Consider the following 23,377-nt stretch of genomic DNA (forward strand, 5'->3'; position numbering starts at 1 on the left):
GAGAGCTCCTACCTGGTCGAACACCCTGAGGTCCCACGCCGCCGACAGCGTCGGGAGCGAGGTTCGGGCCGACAACGTGCCCGGTACCGCATCCCACCCTAGCACCGAAACCGGTCTCGGCCCGAGTCTTGCTTTGACTCGTCGACAACTCCTGGTTCAAAAATTGCGCATCCCCAGGACCACGACAAGCCTTGTCATACGGTGTTCTGAAGCACAATTGCTGGAGAAGCTCCCTCACGACTCGGGAAAATCCTGATGGAACGCTCAGTCAGGGATGGACGTGAGGGCCGACCCATGGTGTTGTACGAGCAGCCCAGCTCACGCGCTGTGCTGTCGGACAGGGGGGTACCATGGGTTTGCAGGAAGGCGAGGCACAAACCACGACAACCAGACCGAACACCCGCGCCCTCGAAATTCTCGAGCGCTCCGGCCTCCGCGGCCTGCCTGAGCCCACACGCCGCGCCTTGCTCGACGTGGGGAAGGTCGAGCGCCTCGCCCGCCGCCAGCGCCTCGCCCAGCAAGGCGAGCCCGCCCAAGCCCTGTTCCTCCTCGGCAAGGGCCGCGTGAAGCTCGAGCGCGCCGGCAGCGGACACGTCTTCCCGGTCGGTCATCGAGGTCCGGGCGACCTCGTCGGAGAGGCCGCGCTCACGGGCAACGTCGCTCCGGAGCACGCCATCGTCGCCGACGAGGCCGAAGCCCTCGTGATCCCGGCAGCTCTCGTGCGCCGGCTCACGACCACGGACACCACCTTGCAAGCCGCGGTGGCGCGGGCGCTGCTCGAAGGGCAACGCGCCGCGGAAGACCGGCTCGCCTCTCTCCTCTTGCGCAGCGTGCGCGCGCGGCTCGTCGAGCTCCTCCTCGACGGGCTCGACCGCTGGGGCGAACCCCACGTCCGCGGCATCACCCTCTCTGCGCCCTTCACCCACGCCGATCTCGCGAGCCTCATCGGCTCGACGCGCGAGACGGTCACGCTCGAGCTCGGCAAGTTGCGCCGTGCCAAGCTCATCGAGCTCGACAGGCGCCGGATCGTCATACTCGACCGCGGCGCGCTTGCGCGGTACGGCGAGACGCAGTGATGCGACGCACGAGCGGGAAGATGCCCGAGCGCGGAGCCGCCCGCCGCGACGAACGCGCGCCGAAGACCGCGTCGAGGAGCCGCTCGAACGGATAGGGCTTGACGATCACGTCCGTGAGGTCGGCGGACTCGTGCCGGGGCAAGGGCTGGCTCGTCGTGACGATCACCCGGTGCGGCACGTTTCCGTGCGAGCGCATCCGCTGGAGGATCTCCACGCATTTCGGCGAAGAGTTCGAGAGATCGATGACCGCGACGTCGTACGTCCGGTGCCCGAGCTCTGCGAGCGCCTCGTCGAGCGTCGCCGTCTTCGTCACCTTCGCGCCGCGATTCGTGAGCAAGAGCGCGGTGGCCTCACGCATCAGTTGTTCTTCATCCAAGAGCAGGATCGTCGGTACATTGAGCATGGCGCCGCGGCACCTTGCAGCGCGCGTGCCGTCACGGTTCGGCGTCGGCGAGTTGGTTTCTGAGCTTACCAGCGTTCGTCGACGCGCCCGAAGATCCCAGGTTCAAACAGCGCTCCCGCGGCTGCCTGGCCCCATTCCGTACGATTACGATCTGTGCCCGAAGGGGGCTTGCGTGAGGCTCCTTGCGCGCAAATCGGTGACCAAACACGGGGAATCGTCGTCCGAGGACATTGCAGCGTCGAAGTCGTGCGCGGATTCTTCCCATCAACGAGCGGTCTGGACGTGGAAACGCGGGAGGCCAGACAGAGCAACCAAGGGCGCCCAGCACGTTCTTCCTCGACTCCAAGATCAAACCTGATTTCAGGTACTTGCACGTCCTCGACGTCATGGATCGAATCGTGCACCACGCGGGTCCGCCGGGTCGGTCCTCCCGGCCCAGGTTTCCTTGGAGGCACGATGATGCATTCGCTTCGCGTCATGACGATTTCCACGCTTTCCCTTGCAATGGCCGCGCTCGTGGGCTGCGGCGACGACGAGCCGCCGAACGACGAGAACAAGAGCTGCTCCGTCCAGGCGCAGACGGGATGCGGGACCGGGCTCGTATGCGAGGAGGTCGAAGGAGGAGAGCCGACCTGCTTTTCGCCCGTGGCATTCAAAGGAAAGGTCGTGAACGCCCTCGACGACAAACCCGTCCAGGGAGCACGAATCGTGGCCCGCGACGCAAATGACGCGGCCGTCTCGCCGGTCGCCATTTCGGCGGCAGACGGGACGTACACGCTGCACGTTCCGGCCAAACGCAATGCGGAAGGCAAGCCCCTTCCCGCAAAGCTGACCCTGCGCGCGGACGCGTCGAGCTACCAGACGTTCCCGGTGGCCCCGCGCATCGCGCTGCCGATCGACGTGGACACGGCCACGGGCAGCCCGCCCGTGGTGCAAAACGCATCGACGGACATCGCGCTCGTGCCGCTGCAAAACGCGTCCGGGCTCGGGTCGATCGCAGGCCATGTGGTGGCCGACGAAGGCGTGAACCTGGTGCCCGCGGGGGCGCTCGTGGCCGCCGGCGGATCGACGGGCATCGTGGATTTCGACGGGAACTTCGTCGTGTTCAACGTGCCGGTGAGCATGAGCGTGGACGTGAAGGCCTACGCCGCGGGCCTGCAGATCAGCCCGAAGACGGTGGCCGTCGAGGCGGGCAAGGAGACGGGCAACGTCGAGCTGCACATCACGGGCGCGGCGACGGCGGACGTCTCGGGGAAGCTCTCGATCGTGAACGGCAACGGATTCAGCGCGACGAGCGTGGTGCTCGCGCTGGAGGACACGTTCGTCGAGGATGTGGCCCGCGGCGAGGTGCCGAAGGGGCTGCGCGCGGGCGGCGTGACGGGTGACTTCCTGTTCAAGGGCGTGCCCGACGGGAAGTACGTCGTGCTCGCGGCCTTCGAGAACGACGGGCTCGTCCGGGATCCGGACACCTCCATCGGCGGGACGCAGATCGTCCACATCGAGGTCGCCGGCCAGAACATCGCGCTCGCGGAGAGCTTCAAGGTGACGGGCTCGCTCGCCACCGAGTCGCCCGGCAAGGACGGGATCGAAGAGGTCGCGGGCACGCCGACGTTCGTCTGGGCCGACGACTCGAGCGAGGACAGGTACGAGGTGCGCGTGTTCGACGCGTTCGGCGTGAAGGTCTGGGAAGACCTGGCGGTGCCGAGCGTGAGCGGCTCGAAGACGGTCAGCGTCGCGTACGGCGGCGAGGCGCTGATCCCGGGCATGATCTACCAGTTCCGCGCGACGTCGATCAAAGACGAAACGCCGATCGCCCAGACCGAAGACCTGCGCGGCGTGTTCATCGCCCGCTGACCCTTTTCCACGGCTCGGCGTGGCCCCCCCGAACCTGAAAATCCCGCCCTTCGCCGGAAGAATGCGCAGCTCCGCCACATGCTGCTAGAGTGCCGGTCCCCGAGCACGAGTGGCGGAACTGGCATACGCACCGGGTTTAGGTTCCGGCGCCGCAAGGATTGAGGGTTCGACTCCCTCCTCGTGCACCACCCAACGTGGGGGGCTCCGGTCGGCCCTGGAGCGATTTTTCGCGATGCGAAAGATCGCCGGGCCTTCCTCTGCCCCCCACCCTCCGCGCGCTCCCCTCCCCTTTGCTGCGCTCCGTTGCGGGAAGCGCCTCGAACCGGTACGTGTTCAGGTCCCATCTCGGGGGGCGTGTTCAGGCCCTCCCCTGCGGGAACCCATCCCGCGGGGGATTTGCGCCCGCTTGCCGTAAGGACTACGTTCCGCAGGCTCCGCGCCACCCCCTACGCACCGCACGATCCGACCGGGACGACGAGCCCCGGAGCCAAGGCGAAAGACGATGCTCACCTGGGCGATGAAGAAGATCTTCGGCACCTCGCACGACCGTGCCGTCCGCCGCATGCGACCGAAGGTCGAGGCCATCGGGGCCCTCGAAAAAGACCTGAAAAAGCTCTCGGACGCCGAGCTCCAGGCCAAGACGGCCGAGTTCAAGACCAAGCTCGACAACGGCGCGAAGCTCGACGACATCCTCATCCCAGCCTTCGCCGTCTGCCGCGAAGCCTCCCGGCGCGTGCTGCGCATGCGTCACTACGACGTGCAGCTCATCGGCGGCATGGTGCTCCACCAGGGCTCGATCGCCGAGATGCGCACCGGCGAGGGCAAGACGCTCGTCGCCACCCTGCCCTGCTACCTCAACGCGCTCGAAGGCAAAGGCGTCCACGTCATCACCGTGAACGACTACCTCGCCAAGCGCGACGCCGAGTGGATGGGCAAGCTCTACGGCGCCCTCGGCCTGAGCACGGGCGTCGTCGTCAACCAGCAGAACGACGCCGACAAGCGGCTCGCCTACCGCTGCGACATCACCTACGGCCAGAACAACGAGTTCGGCTTCGACTACCTCCGCGACAACATGAAGTTCTCGGCGCTCGACTACCACCAGCGCCCGCTGAACTACGCGATCGTCGACGAGGTCGACTCCATCCTCATCGACGAGGCCCGCACGCCGCTCATCATCAGCGGCCAGGGCGAGCGGTCGAGCGACAAGTACCGTGTCATCAACGACATCATCCCGCGCCTCCGCAACGAGGAGCACTACAACGTCGACGAGAAGGGCCACTCCGTCACCCTCACCGACGACGGCGTGGAGCTCGCCGAGAAGCTGCTCGAAGCGATCGGGGTCCTGAAGAGCAAGAACCTCTACGACCCGGTCAACCTGGAGACGCTGCACATCCTGAACCAGTGCCTGCGCGCGCACTCGCTCTACAAGCGCGACGTCAACTACCTGGTCAAGGAAGGCAAAGTCCTCATCGTCGACGAGTTCACCGGCCGCGTGCTCGCAGGCCGCAGGTGGTCGGACGGCCTGCACCAGGCCGTCGAAGCCAAGGAGAACGTGCGGATCCAAGAGGAGAGCCGCACGATGGCGACGATCACGTTCCAGAACCTCTTCCGCATCTACAAGAAGCTCTCCGGCATGACCGGCACGGCGGACACCGAGGCCTCGGAGTTCCACAGCACGTACAAGCTCGACGTCATCATCATCCCGACGAACAAGAACATCATCCGCAAGGACGAAGAGGACGTCGTCTACAAGACCGAGCGCGAGAAGTTCACCGCCGTCGTCAAAGAGATCATCGAGAAGAACGAGAAGGGCCAGCCGATCCTGGTCGGCACGACGAGCGTCGAGAAGAGCGCTGCGATCGCGAAGATCCTCTCGAAGAAGGGGATCAAGCACAGCGTGCTGAACGCGAAGCAGCACGAGAACGAGGCCTACGTCGTCGCGCAGGCGGGCCGCAAAGGCGCGATCACGGTCAGCACGAACATGGCCGGCCGCGGCACCGACATCCTCCTCGGCGGCAACCCCGAGATGCTCGCGAAGCTGCGCTTCAAGGAGCAGAACCGCCTCCCCGAGGCCGAACCCGAGGCCTTCGAGGAGCTCACCGATCAGATCCGCAAGGAGTGCGAGGCCGAAGGCGCCGAGGTGCGCGAGGCCGGCGGGCTCTACATCATCGGCACGGAGCGGCACGAGTCGCGGCGCATCGACAACCAGCTCCGCGGCCGCGCCGGCCGCCAGGGCGACCCCGGTTTGTCGCGCTTCTACCTGTCGCTCGAGGACGACCTCATGCGGATCTTCGCGGGCGACCGCGTGAAGAACCTCATGGAGAAGATGGGCATGCCCGACGACGAGCCCATCGAGCACCCCTGGGTCACGAAGAGCGTCGAGAACGCGCAGAAGAAGGTCGAAGAGCGCAACTTCGACATCCGCAAGAACCTGCTCGAGTACGACGACGTGATGAACGCGCAGCGCAAGACGATCTACGACATCCGTCAGCAGTTGCTCGTCGGGCGCTACTCGCCCGACATCGTCGACGAGGAGGGCAAAGCGACGGGCGAGAAGCGCACGATCAAGGCGCTGCCGAAGCTGGTCGAGGACGTGGTGCCCGACGTCGGCTACCTGCTCGGCATGTTCGCGGCCGACCCGATCTCGCCGCGCGACAAGGAAGGCAACCCGCGCACGCTGACGCGCAAGGACTTCGAGAAGGTCGAGAAGTTCGTCGAGACCGACAACCTGCAGAAGGAGCTCTACACGCGTTACGGCGTGAAGGTCGACTTCGAGGGCCGCGAGGACGCGGGCGTCGAGATTTACGACGAGTGCGTCGACCTCGTCCCGCGCGCGCTCACCGAGCAACGCGACCGCTTCCTCGACCTGATGGACCGCATCATCGGCGCGATGGTCGAGGAGAACTGCCCGCCCCGCAAGCCGCCGGAGGACTGGGACTGGGGCGGGATCTTCCAGGGCTTCCGCGAGCACTTCGGGATCGAGCTGCCCGACGAACTCGCCGAGCACGCCGAGCCGCAGGCCCTCGCCGAGGACCTCTTCAACCGCGCCGAGAAGGCCTTCGAGGCCCGCGAGAAGGAGATCGGGACGGAGCTGCTCCTGCGGATCTTCCGTCACGTGTACCTGGAAGAGCTCGACAAGTCCTGGGTCGATCACCTGACCGACATGGACCACCTGCGCGACGGCATCGGCCTGCGCGGCTACGGCCAGAAGGACCCGAAGCAGGAGTACAAGAAGGAAGGCTACAACCTCTTCGTGACCATGGTCGCGCGCGTGCAGTCGAACGTGATGACCAAGGTCTTCGCGATGAAGGTGCGTCGCGAGGAGGAGGAGCAGGCGATCGAGGAGCGAGACCTCGCCCGCCACCAGGAGCAGCTCGACCACGCCGTGGCCCACCACGACGAGGAGCTGCCGCCCGGCGCCTCCGAAGAGCCGCCCGCGCAAGAGCCGATCATCGCGGCCGAGCAGGAGTGCCCCTGCGGCAGCGGGAAGCCCTTCATGCAGTGCCACGGCGCCGAGATGGAGGACGAGGCGTCGGTATGAGCACTGCTGCATCACAAACACCGGTCCACCCGTCGATGGTGCTCGGGGCCTACCTCGAGCGCCTCGTCCGCGCGCGTCGCGTCGCCGTGCTCGGCGACGCGACCCTGGAGCTCGCCGAGAGGCTCGTCGAGCGCGGCGCGAGGCTCGTCCACGCCTACGATCCCGATGCAGCGCGCGCGGCCGAGGCCTTCGCGCGCACCGCGCAGGATCGCGACCGGCATGTGATGCACGCAGTGCTCGCCGGAGACCTCGGCGTGCGTGACGGGGCCTTCGACGTGGTCGTTCTGCCCGACCTGTCGATCTTCGCGGACCCGTCCGACGTGCTCCGCAGAGCACGGAAGCTCGTCGGCACGGCCGGCATCGCCGTGATCGCCTCGCCAAACCCGGATGCGTCCCGGCGCCTGCTCGCGCTCGCCGCGCCGCGCGGCAAGGACACGTCGCCGCCCGGGTACTACGCGCTCTACGACCTCGTCTCGCTCCAGTTCCCCGTCGTGCGCATGCTCGGACAAGCGCCGTTCGTCGGGTACACGGTGGCAGACTTCGCCGCCGGCCCGGATCTCGAGGTCAGCGTCGACACGTCGCTGCTCAAGGCGACCGAGGAGCCCGAGCACTTCATCGCGATCGCCAGCGAGCGCAAGGTCTCCGTCGACGCGTTCGTGGTCGTGGAGCTCTCGCTCTCCGAGGTGCGCGACGCGATCGGGACGGCGGGCGCGAAGGCCGCAGACACGGGCCGCGTGAAGGAGCTCGAAGCCGCGCTCGCCGTGCACGACGAGCGCAAGCGCGCGGACGAAAAATCCGCCGAGGAGCGCGCGGCCGCCGCCGTGGCGACCGCGGCGCGCGTGGTCGAGCTCGAAGCGAAGCTCGAACGGCTGCGCGACGTGGACACGCGCGCGGGCGACACACACGTGCGCGCCGAGCGGCTGACGCACCAGATCCGCGACCTCGACGAGGAGCTGCGTCGCCAGCGCGACCGCGCGACCAAGCTCGCGAAGCAGCTCGACGACGAGAAGAAGTCCCGCACGAAGGCCGAAGTGGAGCTCGGGCTCGCCCGCGGCAGGCCGGAGATCCCGGGCGCGAAGGAGCGCATCGAGCAGCTCACGGCCGAGCTCTCCGCGACGCGCTCGCGGGCCCTGGAGCTCGAAGGCGAGCTCAGCGCGGCAGGCGTCGGCCTCGAGGAGCTCTCGAACGATCGAGCTGGGCTGCGCGCGCGTGTCGCCGAACTCGAGCTCCGGCTCGCCGCCCAGGAAGCAGCCGCGCGGGAGCCGGATCCCGGCCTGCTCTCGCGCGTCGCCCAGCTCGAAGCCGCGCTCGAACGGTCGGAGGCCACACGGCAATCCGCCGTGCGCCGCGCCGACGAGCTCGCCGAGACGCTCGCGGCCACGACGGCCGAGCGGCTTCACCTGGCCGAGAAGACGCAGACGCTCGAAAAGCAGACGGCCGCGCTCCTCGCCGAGCGCGCCGCGAGCGAGTCGCTCGCGCCGGAGATCGACGCGCTCGAAGCGCAGCTCCGGGCGCGGGGCCATCGCATCACCGTGCTCGAAGCAGAGCTGCGCGAGGGCCTGCGCGTGGGCAAGGAGCTCGTCGAGGAGCTCGAAACGCTCCGCGGCGCCGCCGTGGCCCCCGCAGGCGAAGCCGCTCCTCCGGCGGCCACGCCGCAGAATGGCGCGCCCGTCCCCCCGTCGACGCTCGTGGGTCATGCCTCGGCAAGGGAAGCGGCTCCCGCAGAGACCGCCGACGCAACGCCCGTCGACGACACCGAGACGATGAAGACGCAGCTCGACACGCTCGCCGCCCGCGCGGCCCGCTCCGAGGCCGATCTCAAGGCTGCGGAGTGGCGCATCGCGCAGCTCGAGCTTGCCCTCGCGTCCGCCGAGCGCGGCGAGGGAGAGCCCGCGGCCGTGGCGGTCGAGCTGGAGCAAGCCCTCCTCGCGGCCCACCAGGAGCTCGCGACGCTGCGCCGAGCGGTCGGCCCCGAGGGCGGGCACGTCGCGCCGGGCGTGGTCGAGCAGGCAGTCCTGCTCCACCAGATCTCGAATCTGACGATGGGGGACTCCGCTCCGTAAACGGAGCAGCGCCCCCCACCCTCGCCAACTCGACGGCGTCGTCCCCGGACGGCTCGCCCCCCCTGCTTGGCCGCGCTAACACGTCGGCCATGCGTTCTCGCCTGATCGCCGCGATCGCTCGCATCGCAACCGCCGCCACGCTCGTCGCGGCCCTCGGCGCCTGCGGATCGGCCGTCCCCAAGACGGCCGCTGATCCGATCGAGGCCATGCGCGCCGATGCGAGCGCCTCGCAGGACGGCGAGGTCCTCGGCCGGTGGCTCCTCGGCGAGCTGCTCGTCCCCGGCGGCGACGCGGCGCGGGTCCGCGAGGCGCGCGGCAAGCTCGACAAGGCCTCGAACAAGGGCCTCTACGCCTCGCTCGCGCGCGCCGTCGACGACGAGATCCACGGACGCTTCCGCGCGGCCGCCCTCGCCCACCTCGACGCCGTGAACGCCGCTCGCACCACCGATCACCCCGACGCGCCGCTCGTCGGCTGGTACGCGGCGAGCCACCTGCTCCGCCTGCGCTCCAGCGTCCCCGGCATCTGGGACCTCGCGAAGGACACGGTCCTGCGCACGATCGATCAGCCGGGCCACATCGGCTGGCGCGCGCGCAGCGACCTCGCCGAGTGGTGGAGCGTCGAAGGCCTGCGCAAGGATGCCGAAGGCAAGGACAAGAGCCCGACGGAGATCGCGGCCGATCGCTTCGGCTGCGCCAAAAAAGCGCGCGTCGCCGGTCCTTTTGGCCACCTCGCCCCGAGTGATCACCGCATGCATTTCGAGGCCGAACGCGCCGGCCCCTGGCCTCGCCGCTTCCCGGCCGATCCGCGCCGCGCCGATCGCCCGCGTGTCCTCGCCACCGAGCGACGCGGCTGCCAGATCCGCAGCGCCGAGCCTGTCGCCGGCGGCGTCTTCTACGCCGAGACCTACCTCGAGTTGCCGGCCGAGCGTGAGCTCATCGTCGCCGTGCAGGGCGCGTTCTCGATCCGCATCGACGACGTCGAGGTCATCACGCGTGACCCGCGCGACTGGGGCATCTGGCCTCGTTTCGGCGCGCGCGTCCGCCTCTCTGCGGGCCGCCACCGCATCCTCGCGCGGATCGGCAGCGCCGAGACCGGCATCCGCATCCTCGCGCCGAACGGCTTGCCCCTCGGCGCCGAGACCTCCGACGATCCTACGGCGCCGTACGTCCTCGAACCGCCGCTCGTCCTGCCCGATCCCAACGTCCTCGAACCGTTCCTCCTCGCGCTCGGCGTCCCCGCCGCGCCGCGCACCCCGCGCCCGGCGCCGCGCGACACGAACGATCCCGTCGCGCGTTACCTCGCCGCGTGGCTCTCGCACATCGAGGGGCAGGACGACCTCGCCTCCGTGCTGCTCGAACCGCTCGTGAAGGATCCCTCGCGCGCGACCGGACCTGCGCTCTCCACGCAAGCGCTCTTCATCGAGAAGGACCCGATCTTCCCGCAGAACGACGCGCGTGATCTCGTGAAGGACGTACGCGCGCGCGCCGTCGCCAAGGACCCGGACCTCTGGCTCTCGCTCTTCTGGCTCGCGCTCGACGAGGCCGACAAGGTCGGCGCGCCCGAGGCCGCGGCCAAGGTCGCGAGGCTCGCCGATCGTTTTCGCGAGGTCCCGGACATCTTGAAGGGGCTCGGCCGCATGTACGCGCAGATCGGCTGGAGCGTCGAGCATGCGCGCACCGTCAAGGACACGGCCGCGCGCTTCTCCGAGGACACCGAGGCCCTCTTCGCGCTCCTCCGCCTCCACGACGAGCGCGGCGACGTCGCCGAGGCCGACAAGATCGCCAAGCGCATCGAGGCCCTCGACCCCGACGCCGAGGTCGCCCTCCAGCGCGCGCTCGAACGACGCGACTGGGGCGGCGCGATCCGCGAACTCGATCGCATCGGAAAGACCCGCCGCGATCGCACGGACGTCGCCATCAAGATCGCCGATCTCCTCACCCGCGCCGGCGCGCAACGCGAGTCGATCGATGCCCTCGAACGCGCCGTCAAGACCGACCCCGAGAACGCCTCCGCGCGCCTCGCGCTCGCCGACGCGCGCCTCGCCCGCGGCGACAAAACGGCGCTCCGCAGCGCGCTCGTCGAGGCCATCCAGACCGGCGCGGATCCTTCGGCGCTGCGCGAGGCCATCGAGCTCGTCGAGGGCACGACCGAGCTCACGCCGTATCGCATCGAGGGCAAGAAGGTCATCGCGCAGTTCGAGGCGTCGGGCGTCACCATGCCCGGCACCGCGGCGCGCGTCCTCGACTACGCCACGTTGTGGGTCCACGCCGATGGATCGGCGCGCATGCTGGAGCACGAGATCATCGGCATCCAGTCGCGCGAGGCCATCGAGGAGCTCGCCGAGCAGCGCGTGCCGCGTGGCCTCGTGCTCAAGCTCCGCACCGTCAAGAAAGACGGCCGTGTCCTCGAACCCGAGTTCGTCGACGGCAAGCCCACCGTCACCATGCCGCACCTCGAAGTGGGCGACTACATCGAGACCGAGACGCTCTACACGCTGCGCGGCGACGGCCGCGGAGGGCGCAGCTTCGAGGGCCCGCGCTGGTTCTTCCGCGAGGAGAAGATCCCCTACTTCATCAGCGAGTACGTCGTCGTCACGCCCAAGAACCGCCCGCTCGACGTCGAGATCGGCGGCAGCGTCCCGAAGCCGACCCTCAAGGAGAACGGCGCGTTCGTCGAGCGTCGCTTCCGCGTCGATCGCAGCCCCGCGCTCCCCGAGGAGCCTGGCAGCGCGCCGACGCAGGAGTTCTTGCCGAACGTGCGCATCGGCTGGGGCATCAACCTCGAAGACCGCATCGACCGCCTCGTCGACGCCACGAGCGACGAAGTCCCGCGCGACCCGCGCCTCAAGCGGATCGCCGAGAGCATCGTCACCGGCGCCGCGCCCGACGCCGAGGACAAACCTGCCAAGCCGGCGTCCGTCGACGAGCAGGCGCGACGCATCTATCGCTGGGTCCTCGCGAACGTCGAGCAGGGCCGCGATCAGTCTCGTGAAGACGACGGACGTCGCATCGTCATCGGCAAGAGCGGCAACCGCACCGAGGCCTTCCTCTACCTTTGCCGCCTCGTCGGCATCGATGCCTCGCTCGGCATGGTGCGTGATCGCCTCACGCCGCCTTCGAACGGCCCGCTCAGCGACGCCGAATCCTTCAACGCGCTCGCCGTCCGCCTCGGCACCGAGCGTGGCGCGCGCTGGATGGTCGTGCGCGACAAGTTCGCGCCGTTCGGCTACCTCCCGAGCTCCTTGCGTGGCCAGCCTGCCGTCGTCCTCAAGGAGGGCGCGCCGCGCGAGACCACACCGCTCACGGGCTCGCGTGACGGCGTCACCTACGAGGGCACTGTCGATCTCCGCGCCGACGGATCGGCGGCGATCAAGCTCGAACAACGCTTCGAGGGCAAGTTCGCCATCATGCTGCGCAGCGCCCTCGAGAGCCTGCCCGACGCGCAACGCGACGAGGCCATCGAGACCAAGCTCATCGGCCAGGCCTTGCCCGGCGCGCGCCTGCGCTCGCTTGACATCAAGAACGCGGCCGACCTCGACGCGCCCCTCGTCCTCGTCATGGACCTCGAGATGAACGACTTCGCGCGTGTCCGCACCGGCGACATGGTCATCTCGCCGCCCTTCGCGCTCCGCCTCTCGCCCTTCGCCGCCCTCCCCGCGCGTGAGACGCCGCTCTACATCTCCGAACAATCATCGGTTTTTTCGAATGTTCGGCTCCGCGTGAAACTGCCCGAGGGGGCCCGTGTCACGACCCAACTTGCGGCGGCTTCCACCCAGGACGGAGGACGCACGGCGACCGTCAGTGACCGCGTGGATCGCGACACCCTCGTCTTTGAACGGGCGATCACCATCCCCGCCGGCCGGGTACAGCCCGACGCGTATGGGACCTTCCAGAGCTTCGTCCGCGAAGCTGAGGCCGCGTTGCACCGCGACATCGTAATTTCAGTCGGAGCACGTTAGCGATCTCGCGTTACGCCCAATCCTGGTAATATGGACCATGAATCATGGTCACGATCCAGGATAACCGACGCCCCTCGGTGGACGCGCCGAAGGTACGCATCAACCGCGCGTTGAAGCTCTGCTCCCTCTTCGAAAAGGTGGCTCGTGCGACGTTCGACAACGCGCTCGAGGTCGCAGAGCTCGACGTCGTCCGTGCTGGGATGCCCATCCAGAAGCAGGACGACAACGTCACCTCCCTCGCGCTGCTCGGACACGGGCGAGCGCGTCTCGAACGCAAACTTCCGTCCGGACAGACGGTCCCGCTTGGTTACCGCGGCAGCGGTGATCTGCTCGGCGAGGCTGCGCTCGCCGGCGCGCAGACGTACACCGAGAGCGCGATCGCCATCGACGAGAGCGAGGTCGTCCGCTTCCCGGTCGCCTCCATTCACGCGTGGCTCCGCGACGATCCCGCGCTCGGCGTGGCGCTGCTCGGCCTCCTCGTCGATCGCCAGCGCGCGGCGGAGGATCGCATCGAGTCGTTGCTCTTCCGCAACGTGGAAGGCCGCCTCGTCGAGTTCCTCCTCGCCGCCGTCGATCGCTGGGGCGTGCCCGACACGCGCGGCACGTTGATCTCTGCGCCGATCACGCATCTGGAGATCGCGCAGTCGATCGGCTCCACGCGCGAGACCGTCACCATCACCCTCGGCGCGCTCCGCAAGGACGGATTGCTCGCTGTGGCGGGTCGACGGCTCATCGTGGTCGACCGCGACGCGCTCGCGAAGCGCCGGTAACGGAACGCGGCTCGATCCTCGGGGGCGTCGCTCGGCTCGTCCGAACGGAGCCCCCGCGCCTCGACCACGCGCGCGCGTCCTTTTCGCGTGCTCGGCTACGCTCGGGCGTGCTATCGCCCGACCGCGATGTCGATCGCCCAGAGCTACCGGATTCGACTCGAAGGGATCCGGTTCCGCGCGCGCCATGGTGTCTCGCGGGCCGAACGCGACTTGCCGCAGGACTTCGTCGTCCATGTCGAGGTCACGTTGCCCGTCGCGAGTCTGCCCCGGACGGACACCCTCGCGAAGGTCTTCAACTACGACAAGCTCGCGACCCTCGTCGTCGACGAGGGCACGCGCGCCTCGTACAAGCTGCTCGAAATTCTCGCCGAGCGGCTCATCGCGCGCATCCTCGCGGACACGCCTGCGATTGCCGTGACCGTGCAGGTCAAGAAGTTCGGCCCGCCCACGTCGGTCTCGGTCGACGCGGTCTCCGTCGAGCTCTCGGCGAACAGGCCCGCGTAGCCATCCCTCCCGCGAGCGAGCGGCCTATCATGTGCCATGCCTCGCCTCTCGCTCCTCGCGGCACCGCTCGTGCTCCTCGCCCTCGCTTGCTCCGGTGAGGACGTAACCCCCGCCGTCAAACCCGCGCCCCGCGCCTGGGACAAACTCGCCACGCCGAGCGACGTCGCGCTTGGCCCCGTGCGTGGCTTCACGCAGGCCCGCGGCATCGTCCACAGCCACTCGCCCTACTCGCACGACGCTTGTGACGGCAAAGGCCTCGACGACGGCGGCGTGCCGCGGACCGACTGCGTCGCGAACCTCCGCCGCGGCATGTGCGACGCCGCCGAGGACTTCGTCTTCCTCACCGACCACGCCGCCCACATGGCGGACGCCGCGTTCCCCTCGTTGCTCTTCATCCAGCCCGGCGACGAACCCGTCCTCGGCGTGGACGGCGCGCCCATTGGCAACTACGTCGCGTGTGGCGACGGCCGCCGCGTCCTCGTCACCGCGGGCAACGAAAACACCTTCATGTCCGTTGGCCTCGAACGCCACCTCCCTGGCGACCCGGCCACGCGCCGCGCGACCTACGAAGGCGAAGACGCCTCCACCGTCGACGCGATGCACGAAGCAGGCGCCCTCGTCTTCATCGCGCACACCGAGTCCCGCGCGCCCGCGTGGCTCGCCTCGATGCCCTTCGACGGCGTCGAGGTCTACAACGTCCACGCCGCCATCGACCCGGACATCCGCAAGGACTACCTCGGCCTCGAAGCCTACGGCGGCGGCGCCTCCATCCTCCCGTTCACCCGCCAGGACGACGACGGCCCGCAGCCCGACCTCGCGTTCCTCGGCTTCTTCGAGGAGCTGCCCATCTATGGCCAGCGCTGGGACGCCTTGCTCGCCACGCGCCACGTCACGGGCATCGCGGGCACCGACGTCCACGAGAACAGCTTCCCGGGTGTCCTGCGCGACGGCGAGCGTGGCGACAGCTACCGCCGCCTCATGCGGTGGTTCTCGAACATCGCGCTCGTCGACGGCCCGATCACCCCGACCTCCGTCAAGGCTGCCCTCGCCGCTGGCCGGAGCTACGTCGCGTTCGAGATCCTCGGGGCGCCGGACGGCTTCGACTTCCATGCCGAGACAAACGGCGCCCTCGTTGAAATGGGTGGGCAGGCTCCCGCGGGATCGACAATCGTGGCCCGTGCTCCCAACGTCCATAACCTCGATCCTGGCGTCACTGCGCCAACGATCTCCATGCGCTTGCTCCGCATCGACGCGTCCGGGACCACGGTCGCGGCCGAGGGCGACACGATTCGCCTCGAAAATGCGCCGGCCGGCGTGTACCGCGTCGAGGTCCGCATCCTGCCGACCCACCTCCGCCCGCACGTGGGCGACACCGGCGAGGGGTACATCCGCGAGCGCTTGTGGATCCTCGCCAATCCGATTCGGATTTCCTGAAGCCGAAGCGAGATCACTTGCCCGAAAAACCGATGGATCGGACGAGAGACATCGGGAAAGACGATGGTATGCTGGCGCTACTGTGGAGTGGCTCAACTATCATCATCTCCTCTATTTCTGGGTCGTCGCGCGAGAGGGGAGCATCGCGCGGGCGAGCCACGAGCTACGGCTCGCGCAGCCCACGATCAGCGGGCAGATTCGTGCCCTCGAAGAGGCGCTCGGGGAAAAACTGTTCGTCCGCAGCGGCCGTCACCTCGTCCTCACCGAGGTCGGGCGCGTCGTTTTTCGTTATGCCGACGACATCTTCTCCCTCGGCCGTGAGCTGCTCGACACCGTCAAAGGCCGTCCGACGGGCAGGCCGCTTCGGTTTGTGGTGGGAATCGCCGACGTCCTGCCCAAGCTCATCGCGCACCGCCTGCTCGAACCGGCCCTCGGCCTCGCGGAGCCCGTGCGGATGGTTTGTCGCGAGGACAAGGCGGAGCGGCTGATCGCCGAGCTCGCGCTCCACAACCTCGACATGGTGATCACCGACGCGCCGCTCGCCTCCGGTATGAAGATCAAGGCGTACAGCCATCTGCTCGGCGAATGCGGGATCAGCTTCTTCGCCGCGCCCTCGGTCGTGCTCGACACGCGACGGCCTTTCCCGGACATGCTCGACGGCGCGCCTTTCCTCTTGCCGGCCGAGGGCACCACGCTCCGCCGCTCGCTCGAGCAATGGTTCGAGTCCGAAAGGATCCGGCCGCGCGTCGTGGGCGAGTTCGACGACAGCGCGCTCCTCAAGGTCTTTGGCCAGGCCGGCGCGGGCGTGCTCGTCGCGCCTTCGGTGATCGAAAGGGAAATCCAGAACCAGTACGACCTGCACGTCGTCGGCCACACCGACGCCGTGAAAGAGCGCTTTTACGCGATCACCGGCGAGCGAAAAATCAAGAATCCCGCCACGAGCGCGGTCGCCAATGCCGCGCGCAAGCACATCTTCGGCTGAGCCCGCCCTTCATTTTCGCGTAAAATACCTCTCCACCGCCTCCACGAGCCCCTCCATCGTGCTCGTCTCCGCCGTCACGGCGACCTCGATCCCCCGGGCCCGCGCGCTCTCCGTCGTGATCTCTCCAATGCTCGCGACCGTCACGCCCGAAAGCAGCGCGCCTGCCTGCGCCCCGAGCGCCGCGACGAGCCCCTCCACCGTGCTCGTCGCCGAAAGCAATACGACGTCGATCGATTTCTCCGAAAACCGCTGCACGAGCTCCGCCGCCCGCTCGGCCCCTGCTCTCCGCGTCTCGTAGACCGGCACGACCCGCACCTCGCAACCCGCCGCCCGCAGCATCTCGGGCAGCGCCTCCCGCGCCACGAGCGCGCGCGGGATCACCACCCGCACAATCTTCTTTTCCGACAAACGCTCCCGTATTTCCTCGTCCGCCAGAATCGCGACCGCCAATCCCTCGCCACGAAAATCCGCGGGCACGATATCGGCGCGAATCCCCCTTGCGAGCAGCGCTGCCGCCGTCCCCGTCCCGATCGCCGCCACCTTCGCGCGCCCGAAGGCCCGCGCGTCGAGGCCCGCCTCCGCGATCGCCGCGAACAGCCGCTCCACGCCATTCTCGCTGGTGAACGCCACCACGTCCCACGCGCCGAGCTCGTGCACGAGCGCCGACACCGCGGACGGATCCGGCGGCGGACCAATCTCGATCGCCGGCCACACGTAGGGCTCGGCCCCTCGCTGCCGCAGCCGCTTCGCCGCCGATTGCGCTTGACCTCGCGGCCGGAGCAAAGCCACGCGTTTCCCGAACAGCGGACGTGTATCGAACCAGCGCAGCGCCTCCCGCCGCGCGGCCACCGCCCCCACGAGCACGATCCCCGGGCTCCCGAGCCCTTCAGCGCGCGCCTTGTTTGCGATCTCCGCGAGCGTCCCCTGCACGACCCGCTGCTCGGCCCGCGTCCCCCACTGGATCACCGCCGCCGGCGTCGCGGGCTCCCGCCGCGAAGGCCCCAAAAGCCCCGCGACGACCTCCTCCAGGTTGTGCATCCCCATCAGCACGCAAATCGTGCCTTTCACGCTCGCGAGCTCCGACCAGTCGTATCCCGCGCCCGATCGCATCGTCCCGCTCACGAGCGTCACGCTCGACGCGAGATCCCGGTGCGTCAGGGAAAACCCTGCATACGCCGTCGCGCCGAGCGGCGAGCACACGCCGGGCACCACCTCGAACGGAACGCCGGCCCGCGAAAGCGCCTCCGCCTCCTCCGAGCCTCGCCCGAACAGGTAGGGATCACCGCCTTTCAGCCGCACCACGCTCTTTCCTGCGCGCCCGAACCGCACGAGCTCCGCCTCGATCGCGTCCTGCTTCGCTTGCTTCGAGGCGCGATCCGCGCCGCGCTTGCCCACGGCCATCACGACGGCGTCGGGCCGCACACGCGAAAGCAAGGCCGGATGAATCAGCTCATCGTGCAGCACCACCTCGGCGCTCGAAAGAAGCTCGGCCCCACGTTCGGTCAAAAGTCCCGGATCTCCGGGCCCTCCGCCCACCAGGTACACCGTCCCCGGCGCGGCAACGCGTGCCGCAGAGCGCGTCAAATCCCCGCCTTCTTCGCCTTCTGCCCGATTTTTCATGATCCCCGCGCGTACTTTCGTCTTCACCCGATTGTCGTATCCTTGACACAATGCGCAACTGGCCTAGATTCCGCCCATCACGTCCCTTCCTCGTAGGGGATTTTGACGTATGCGATCCATCAAGCTGCTCACCGAACCCAGCGCGGGTGTCGTCGATCGATGGTACGTGTCCGATGGGGCGACCGCGGTGGGTCCTGTCGGCATCGAGCTCATCGCGCGTGGCCTCGAGGCGGGCAAGGTGCCGCTGGGGAGCTACGTTCGTCACGAGGCGTGGAAGGTGTGGCGACCTCTGTCCGAGCTCGCGGTGGTCTCGGTCGACTCCGCGGCGCCCACGCCGCCCTACCATCCTCGCCCCGCGGAGACCATCCCGGGCGGCGGGTGTGACGACATCACGCAGCCGGGTCGGCCGGTTTTTCCCGACGAGGTGATGCCGCAGGACGTCCTCGCGGGCGCTTCGGACCTCGACGACGCGCTGCTCCTCCTGTTCAACGCCGCCGTCGTGCGCACGGGGGCCGACGCGGGCCTCGTGCACGTGGTGCGTCCCGACGGTGCGGTCGTCCTGTACGCCCACGGCCCCTTTTCGCGGGACATGGTGGGCGAGCGGACGAGCCTCGTGGATCCGGCGCTCGCGGCGGCGGCGGAGGGCAACACGGTCGTGGCCGAGCCTGCGCCGGGCCCTGCGGGGCAGGCGGTCCGGGATCGGCTCCTCACCCTCGGCGTCGCGTGTGACGCGGCGTGGATGGTTCCTGTGCTCGCGAACGGCCGGCTCGCCGCGGCCATCGAGCTTGGCCGCAAGGCGCCGCGCCTCCGGGCGAGCGAACTCGCGGTCGTCGAGGCTCTCGTCGACGCCCTGTCGTACCGCGCCGATCACGACGCCTGGTGATCAGGCCGAAGAAGGCGATTTCTGGAGGTGAGGACGGGATTCGAACCCGCGTATGACGGTTTTGCAAACCGTTGCCTAACCGCTTGGCTACCTCACCGCGGTCAGCGAGGCGCGTTTTTGCCCCATCCCGCGCCCTCTGTCAAGCGTCCGTGCACGGCACCTTTCAAGTGACCCTCAGCACATCCCCTTAAACTTTTCGGCGCCGCGCAGCGATCCGGTACGATGGCCGTGGAGGGCGAGCGGAGAACGGGCATGCGTGCGATCGTCGGATGGGTCTGGGCCGCTTGCCTCCTCGCGACGCCATCGTTTGCCCTGGGACAGGGCATCACGTCCACGCCTCCGCGCCGTGTCCAGCGAGAAGCGGACGCGGCGCAGAAGACGGAGTCCGGGTCCAAGCCCGCGGACGCCGGCGCGGCCAAGGACGCCTCGAAGCCGCCGAAGGAGCCGCCGCCGTCAAAGCCCTTGTTCAAGATCGACCTCCACGGCGGCGCCTGGCTCTTCTACTACCAGCCCTTCCAGCCTCCCGAGGAGAAGCCCTTCCTCCGGATGCACGTCGCGCACCTGAATTTCGACGGCTCGATCGGCGATTTTGGCCTCTTCTTCAACGCGAGCGCGCGCGACACCCGCATGCGCGAGTTCTACGAAGGCCCGGCCTGGCTGGAAGAGGGCTATTTTTATTACAAGCACCCGAAGGTCATGGTGAAGGTCGGCAAGGCGTACAGCCGCTTCGGCCTCTTCTGGGACAACTCGTTTTTCGGACCCATCCATTTCTACGACGGCATCAAGCTCGACCCGAACTACGGCGTCTCGATCGAGGGCACCGTGGGCAAGGAGAAGGGCCCGCGCCTCGGCTATTTCGCGCAATACTTCCTCGTCGACGGCCGGACGAACGGCTCGTACGTCGGGCGCGACACGATCAGCATCCCCGGCGCCAGGCGCCGAAACATTGCCGTCCTCCGCCTCGAACCGGCGTACCATTGGAACAAGGACACGTCGCTCCTCCTGGGTGTGTCGGGGCAATACTTCCAGGCCGACATCCCGGCGCTCGCCGGGACGAACCGGGACGTGCTCCGGTTCGCCCTCGATTACACGGTCAACGTAGGCCCGGTGAGCGCGTGGGGCGAGGCCTCACGCCAGCTCGGCCAGAGCGTCACGGAATGGCCGATCCCGCCCGTCCCGGCGACCGCCACGACGCCCGCCGTCCCTGGCCGCGCCTCGGCGAAGAACGACTACCTCCTCGTCGGCGGCGAGGCGCGCATCTGGAAGTTCGTGGCCCGCTACAACCTGAGCGCCGCGCGTTTCCACGACGTCGGCGTCACCGAGTACATGCACCAGCCGGGCCTCGCCTACAACATGAACGACTACCTGCAGTTCCTCGTGGAATACGCGCACTGGACGCAGCACGACGCCCTGGGCTACGGAAAATTCCTCGACCAGAGCGTCGCGACCACGATTCACGGATACTTCTAGGAAACTACTTCACGCACGCGCCGCTGTTCGCGCACGCGAAATCGTCGCAATCGACGAACGGGTTGCCGTCGTTGCTGATGCCGTCGCTGCACTCGGCGAACGTGAGCTCGTGCTGGCAGACGGTGATGCTCGACTTGCGGCTGCAGGAGTTGTCGGCGCAATCGACGAACGTATTCCCGTTGTTGTCGACGTTGTCCGAGCACTCGGCGTCGTTCGCCTCGGGGCAGATCGTGACGTCGGGGCTCAGCGAGCAGCCGAAATCCGCGCAATCGATGAAGTTGTTCCCGTCGTCGGTCGCGCCGTTCGAGCACTCCGCGTTCGCCAGCGCCGTCCACTGGTTCGCCGGGGGCATCGGGTCCGCCGGCACGTTCGCGTTGCACACGATGATGCCCTCGCGCTGACAGCCGGGATCCTCACAATCGGAGAACCCGTCCTTGTCGTCGTCGAGCCCGTTCGAACAGAAGATGTTCGAATCCTCCCGGACGAGGTTCTTGCACGCCGACACGTCCGGGTTCACGATGCACGCATTGTCGGCGCAATCGATGAAGTTGTTCCCGTCCTCGTTTTGCCCGTTCGTGCATTCGTCGTTCGCGAGCGTCCCCCACTCGGCCTGCGCCGGCATCGGGCTGGCCGGCTGGTCGCCCGTGCAGACGACGATGCCCTCGGCCTGGCAATCGGTGTCCATGCAGTCGCTCTTGCCGTCGCCGTCGTTGTCGATCCCGTCGGAACAGCGGCCGTTCGACCATTCACGCTTGCAGAACGCGAGCGCCTGACACGCCGTCTCCTCGCAGTCGGTTTTGCCGTCCATGTCATTGTCGATCCCGTCGGAGCAGAGCGGGTTCGACGCTTCCTGGATCTTCGCGCACGGCGCGACGCTGTCGCAGTTGAAGTCGTTGCAGTCCTTGAAGCCGTCGCAATCGTTGTCGAGGCCGTCGCTACACGCGGCCGTGGTGTTCTCGTCGCCCGTCGGCGTGCACATCGAGCCGCTCGACGACGAGCCGCCCGCCGCGCCCGTGCTCGTCGTGGTCATTCCGCCCGAGCCCATGCCGCCCGACGCGCCCACGCCGCCGCCGCCCGACGCGCCTGCGCCGCCCGAGCCGCCCTCACCACCTTCGCCGCCAAATCCGGTCGTATTGTTGCCCGTCGCGCGACACGCTCCGAGCCCGAGGCCCAGAGCACCCGAAAGAACCAAAGCAACGTACGTCATCGACTTCATGATTATGCTCCTCGCCGCGGCCTACCTCGCCACGACCAAGTTCGTCCCGAGGGGGACGCCTTGCGTCCCCCTCTCGCCCGGGCAAAGCCCGGTCGATTCACCCCCCAAGGGAAGATCGCGCTCCGCGATCTTCCGAGCATCGAATTCTTCGATGCTTACCCTTCGTCCTCGGCCTCCGCCTTGTCGCCGCGCAGCCCGAGCGCCTTGCATTTCTTGTAAAGGTGGCTCCGCTCGAGGCCGAGGCCGCGCGCCGTCGACGCCATCGCCCCGCCGTGGTGCGCGAGCGCCTCCTCCAGGATCCGCCGCTCCGCCTCCTCGGCGAGCACCCGGAACGGCGTGCCGGGACGAAACAGGCCCGTCGGCGTCCCGGCCGACGCGCCGCCCAGACAAACCCGCACGTCCTCCGCGTCGATCTTCGCGTCGGGCGTCAAGATCACGAGCCGCTCGATCAAGTTCCGCAGCTCGCGCACGTTGCCGGGGAAGCCGTAGCCCGTGAGCACCTCGACCGCGCCTTCGGCCAGGACCATGCCGGGCCGATCGTTCGCGGCCATCGCGAGGCCCAGGAAATGCCGCGCGAGCAAGGGCACGTCCTCGCGGCGCGCGCGGAGCGGCGGGAGCGCGAGCGGCACGACGTTGAGCCGGTCGTAGAGGTCGGCGCGGAACTCGCCCTTCTGGCAGGCGGCTTCGAGATCACGGTTCGTCGCGGCCACCACGCGCACGTCGACCTTGATCGTCTCGTGCCCGCCGACGCGCTCGATCTCGCGCTCTTGCAGCACGCGGAGCAGCTTCGCCTGCATCGGCATCGGCATGTCGCCGACCTCGTCGAGGAAGAGCGTGCCGCCGCTCGCGCGCTCGAACTTCCCGCGCCGTTGCTTCGTCGCGCCCGTGAACGCGCCGGCCTCGTGCCCGAACATCTCGCTCTCGATGAGCTCGCTCGGGACGGCGGCGCAGTTCATCTTTTCGAGCGGCCCCTTCGCGCGTTTCCCGGCGATGTGGATCGCGCGGGCCACGAGCTCCTTGCCCGTCCCGCGCTCGCCCGTCACGAGCACCGTCGCGCTCGCCTTCGCGGCCCGCGCGATCTGCTCGCGCAGCGCCACCATCGATCGACTCTCGCCGATCAGCTCCCCGAGCTGCCCGACCTGCGCGCGCAACGTGCGCGCCTCGGCCTCGGCTCGCACGAGGCGGAGCGTGTTGTCGAGCACGAGCAGGAGCCGATCGGTCGAGAGCGGCTTCTCCAGGAAGTCGAGCGCGCCGAGCCGCGTGGCGCGGACGGCGGCGTCGATCGAGGCGTGGCCGCTCATCATCACGATGGGCAGGTCCGAGCCGGAGACGCGGACCTTCTCGAGGAGCGAGACGCCGTCGCCGTCGGGGAGCGCGACGTCGAAGAGCGCGAGGTCGTAGCTCTTCTTGGCGAGCTTCTCCTCGGCGATGCGCACGCCGCCGGCGACGTCCACCGTATAGCCTTCGAGGGAGAGGGCCTTCTGGAGCGTGGTGAGGATGGAGGGCTCGTCATCGACGACGAGCACATGGCCGCGCGGCATTCGCAGACCCTAGCACCCGTCCGGCCAGGGGGGACAACCCCCGACCCGAGGCCCCCTTCAC

Annotated in this window: 15 protein-coding genes and 2 tRNA genes; 12 read left to right on the plus strand and 5 right to left on the minus strand. The window is 68.5% G+C overall.

The features are described 5' to 3' along the window. Nucleotides 1–350 precede the first annotated feature (350 nt). On the plus strand, nucleotides 351–1,076 hold the full coding sequence (locus tag E8A74_RS11160; RefSeq protein WP_136928943.1) for a Crp/Fnr family transcriptional regulator: 726 nt from the start codon (nucleotides 351–353) through the stop codon (nucleotides 1,074–1,076). Here the strand turns inward: E8A74_RS11160 and E8A74_RS11165 are convergent. Next, complete coding sequence (locus E8A74_RS11165) at nucleotides 1,030–1,479, minus strand: response regulator (protein WP_136928944.1); 450 nt, start codon at nucleotides 1,477–1,479, stop codon at nucleotides 1,030–1,032. The two genes, E8A74_RS11160 and E8A74_RS11165, sit on opposite strands and share 47 nt — an antisense overlap. 456 nt (nucleotides 1,480–1,935) lie before the next feature. Between E8A74_RS11165 and E8A74_RS11170 the strand changes: the two genes are divergently transcribed. From E8A74_RS11170 to nhaR, 9 genes are all read left to right on the plus strand, one after another. Continuing rightward, complete coding sequence (locus E8A74_RS11170; RefSeq protein WP_232379499.1) at nucleotides 1,936–3,333, plus strand: hypothetical protein; 1,398 nt, start codon at nucleotides 1,936–1,938, stop codon at nucleotides 3,331–3,333. 103 nt (nucleotides 3,334–3,436) lie between these two features. Further along, a tRNA-Leu gene (locus tag E8A74_RS11175) sits at nucleotides 3,437–3,521 on the plus strand. Nucleotides 3,522–3,835: 314 nt separating this feature from the next. Then, nucleotides 3,836–6,874, plus strand: a complete 3,039-nt coding sequence (secA, locus tag E8A74_RS11180; RefSeq protein ID WP_136928946.1) for a preprotein translocase subunit SecA — start codon at nucleotides 3,836–3,838, stop codon at nucleotides 6,872–6,874. Then, nucleotides 6,871–8,937: a class I SAM-dependent methyltransferase gene (locus E8A74_RS11185; RefSeq protein WP_136928947.1), complete on the plus strand. Its 2,067-nt coding sequence runs from the start codon at nucleotides 6,871–6,873 to the stop codon at nucleotides 8,935–8,937. The genes secA and E8A74_RS11185 overlap by 4 nt, the downstream gene beginning before the upstream one ends. Nucleotides 8,938–9,026: 89 nt before the next feature. Further along, nucleotides 9,027–12,896 carry a hypothetical protein gene (locus E8A74_RS11190; RefSeq protein ID WP_136928948.1) on the plus strand — a complete coding sequence of 1,290 codons (3,870 nt, stop codon included), beginning with the start codon at nucleotides 9,027–9,029 and terminating at the stop codon, nucleotides 12,894–12,896. Nucleotides 12,897–12,940: 44 nt separating this feature from the next. Beyond that, nucleotides 12,941–13,666: a Crp/Fnr family transcriptional regulator gene (locus E8A74_RS11195; RefSeq protein ID WP_136928949.1), complete on the plus strand. Its 726-nt coding sequence runs from the start codon at nucleotides 12,941–12,943 to the stop codon at nucleotides 13,664–13,666. A 126-nt stretch (nucleotides 13,667–13,792) separates the two neighbouring features. Then, nucleotides 13,793–14,170, plus strand: coding sequence for a dihydroneopterin aldolase (folB, locus tag E8A74_RS11200; protein ID WP_136928950.1), 378 nt, complete (start codon nucleotides 13,793–13,795; stop codon nucleotides 14,168–14,170). Between the two features lie 36 nt (nucleotides 14,171–14,206). Beyond that, on the plus strand, nucleotides 14,207–15,604 hold the full coding sequence (locus E8A74_RS53850; RefSeq protein ID WP_211365333.1) for a CehA/McbA family metallohydrolase domain-containing protein: 1,398 nt from the start codon (nucleotides 14,207–14,209) through the stop codon (nucleotides 15,602–15,604). Between the two features lie 82 nt (nucleotides 15,605–15,686). Beyond that, nucleotides 15,687–16,586: a transcriptional activator NhaR gene (gene nhaR, locus E8A74_RS11205; protein ID WP_211365334.1), complete on the plus strand. Its 900-nt coding sequence runs from the start codon at nucleotides 15,687–15,689 to the stop codon at nucleotides 16,584–16,586. 9 nt (nucleotides 16,587–16,595) lie between these two features. Here nhaR and cobA read toward each other — a convergent pair whose 3' ends face one another. Beyond that, nucleotides 16,596–18,206 (minus strand): uroporphyrinogen-III C-methyltransferase, encoded by a 1,611-nt coding sequence (cobA, locus tag E8A74_RS11210; protein ID WP_136928952.1) that lies wholly within the window; start codon nucleotides 18,204–18,206, stop codon nucleotides 16,596–16,598. A gap of 109 nt (nucleotides 18,207–18,315) precedes the next feature. On the opposite strand from cobA, the gene E8A74_RS11215 reads away from it, so the two are divergent. After that, nucleotides 18,316–19,089 carry a GAF domain-containing protein gene (locus E8A74_RS11215; protein WP_136928953.1) on the plus strand — a complete coding sequence of 258 codons (774 nt, stop codon included), beginning with the start codon at nucleotides 18,316–18,318 and terminating at the stop codon, nucleotides 19,087–19,089. Nucleotides 19,090–19,111: 22 nt separating this feature from the next. On the opposite strand, the gene E8A74_RS11220 is transcribed toward E8A74_RS11215, so the two are convergent. Next, a tRNA-Cys gene (locus E8A74_RS11220) sits at nucleotides 19,112–19,186 on the minus strand. 155 nt (nucleotides 19,187–19,341) lie between these two features. On the opposite strand from E8A74_RS11220, the gene E8A74_RS11225 reads away from it, so the two are divergent. Further along, a complete protein-coding gene (locus E8A74_RS11225) occupies nucleotides 19,342–20,559 on the plus strand; it encodes a hypothetical protein (protein WP_136928954.1) in 1,218 nt (405 codons plus the stop codon). A gap of 4 nt (nucleotides 20,560–20,563) precedes the next feature. On the opposite strand, the gene E8A74_RS11230 is transcribed toward E8A74_RS11225, so the two are convergent. Together E8A74_RS11230 and E8A74_RS11235 are read right to left on the minus strand one after the other, a co-directional pair. Continuing rightward, the gene (locus tag E8A74_RS11230) at nucleotides 20,564–21,775 is read right to left on the minus strand and encodes a hypothetical protein (protein ID WP_136928955.1); all 1,212 of its coding nucleotides are present in this window, start codon (nucleotides 21,773–21,775) and stop codon (nucleotides 20,564–20,566) included. 155 nt (nucleotides 21,776–21,930) lie between these two features. Continuing rightward, nucleotides 21,931–23,316, minus strand: a complete 1,386-nt coding sequence (locus E8A74_RS11235; protein ID WP_136928956.1) for a sigma-54-dependent transcriptional regulator — start codon at nucleotides 23,314–23,316, stop codon at nucleotides 21,931–21,933. Nucleotides 23,317–23,377: the final 61 nt, after the last annotated feature.

It is taken from the genome of Polyangium fumosum (assembly GCF_005144585.1).
Classification (GTDB): domain Bacteria; phylum Myxococcota_A; class Polyangia; order Polyangiales; family Polyangiaceae; genus Polyangium; species Polyangium fumosum.

Coding starts and splice junctions, on each gene's coding strand:
- E8A74_RS11215 (WP_136928953.1), top strand. CDS start 18,316: ATGCGATCCATCAAGCTGCTCACCGAACCCAGCGCGGGTGTCGTCGAT.
- E8A74_RS11190 (WP_136928948.1), top strand. CDS start 9,027: ATGCGTTCTCGCCTGATCGCCGCGATCGCTCGCATCGCAACCGCCGCC.
- E8A74_RS11165 (WP_136928944.1), bottom strand. CDS start 1,479: ATGCTCAATGTACCGACGATCCTGCTCTTGGATGAAGAACAACTGATG.
- E8A74_RS11185 (WP_136928947.1), top strand. CDS start 6,871: ATGAGCACTGCTGCATCACAAACACCGGTCCACCCGTCGATGGTGCTC.
- E8A74_RS11195 (WP_136928949.1), top strand. CDS start 12,941: ATGGTCACGATCCAGGATAACCGACGCCCCTCGGTGGACGCGCCGAAG.
- E8A74_RS11230 (WP_136928955.1), bottom strand. CDS start 21,775: ATGAAGTCGATGACGTACGTTGCTTTGGTTCTTTCGGGTGCTCTGGGC.
- folB (WP_136928950.1), top strand. CDS start 13,793: ATGTCGATCGCCCAGAGCTACCGGATTCGACTCGAAGGGATCCGGTTC.
- E8A74_RS11170 (WP_232379499.1), top strand. CDS start 1,936: ATGATGCATTCGCTTCGCGTCATGACGATTTCCACGCTTTCCCTTGCA.
- E8A74_RS11225 (WP_136928954.1), top strand. CDS start 19,342: ATGCGTGCGATCGTCGGATGGGTCTGGGCCGCTTGCCTCCTCGCGACG.
- secA (WP_136928946.1), top strand. CDS start 3,836: ATGCTCACCTGGGCGATGAAGAAGATCTTCGGCACCTCGCACGACCGT.
- E8A74_RS11160 (WP_136928943.1), top strand. CDS start 351: ATGGGTTTGCAGGAAGGCGAGGCACAAACCACGACAACCAGACCGAAC.
- E8A74_RS11235 (WP_136928956.1), bottom strand. CDS start 23,316: ATGCCGCGCGGCCATGTGCTCGTCGTCGATGACGAGCCCTCCATCCTC.
- E8A74_RS53850 (WP_211365333.1), top strand. CDS start 14,207: ATGCCTCGCCTCTCGCTCCTCGCGGCACCGCTCGTGCTCCTCGCCCTC.
- cobA (WP_136928952.1), bottom strand. CDS start 18,206: ATGAAAAATCGGGCAGAAGGCGAAGAAGGCGGGGATTTGACGCGCTCT.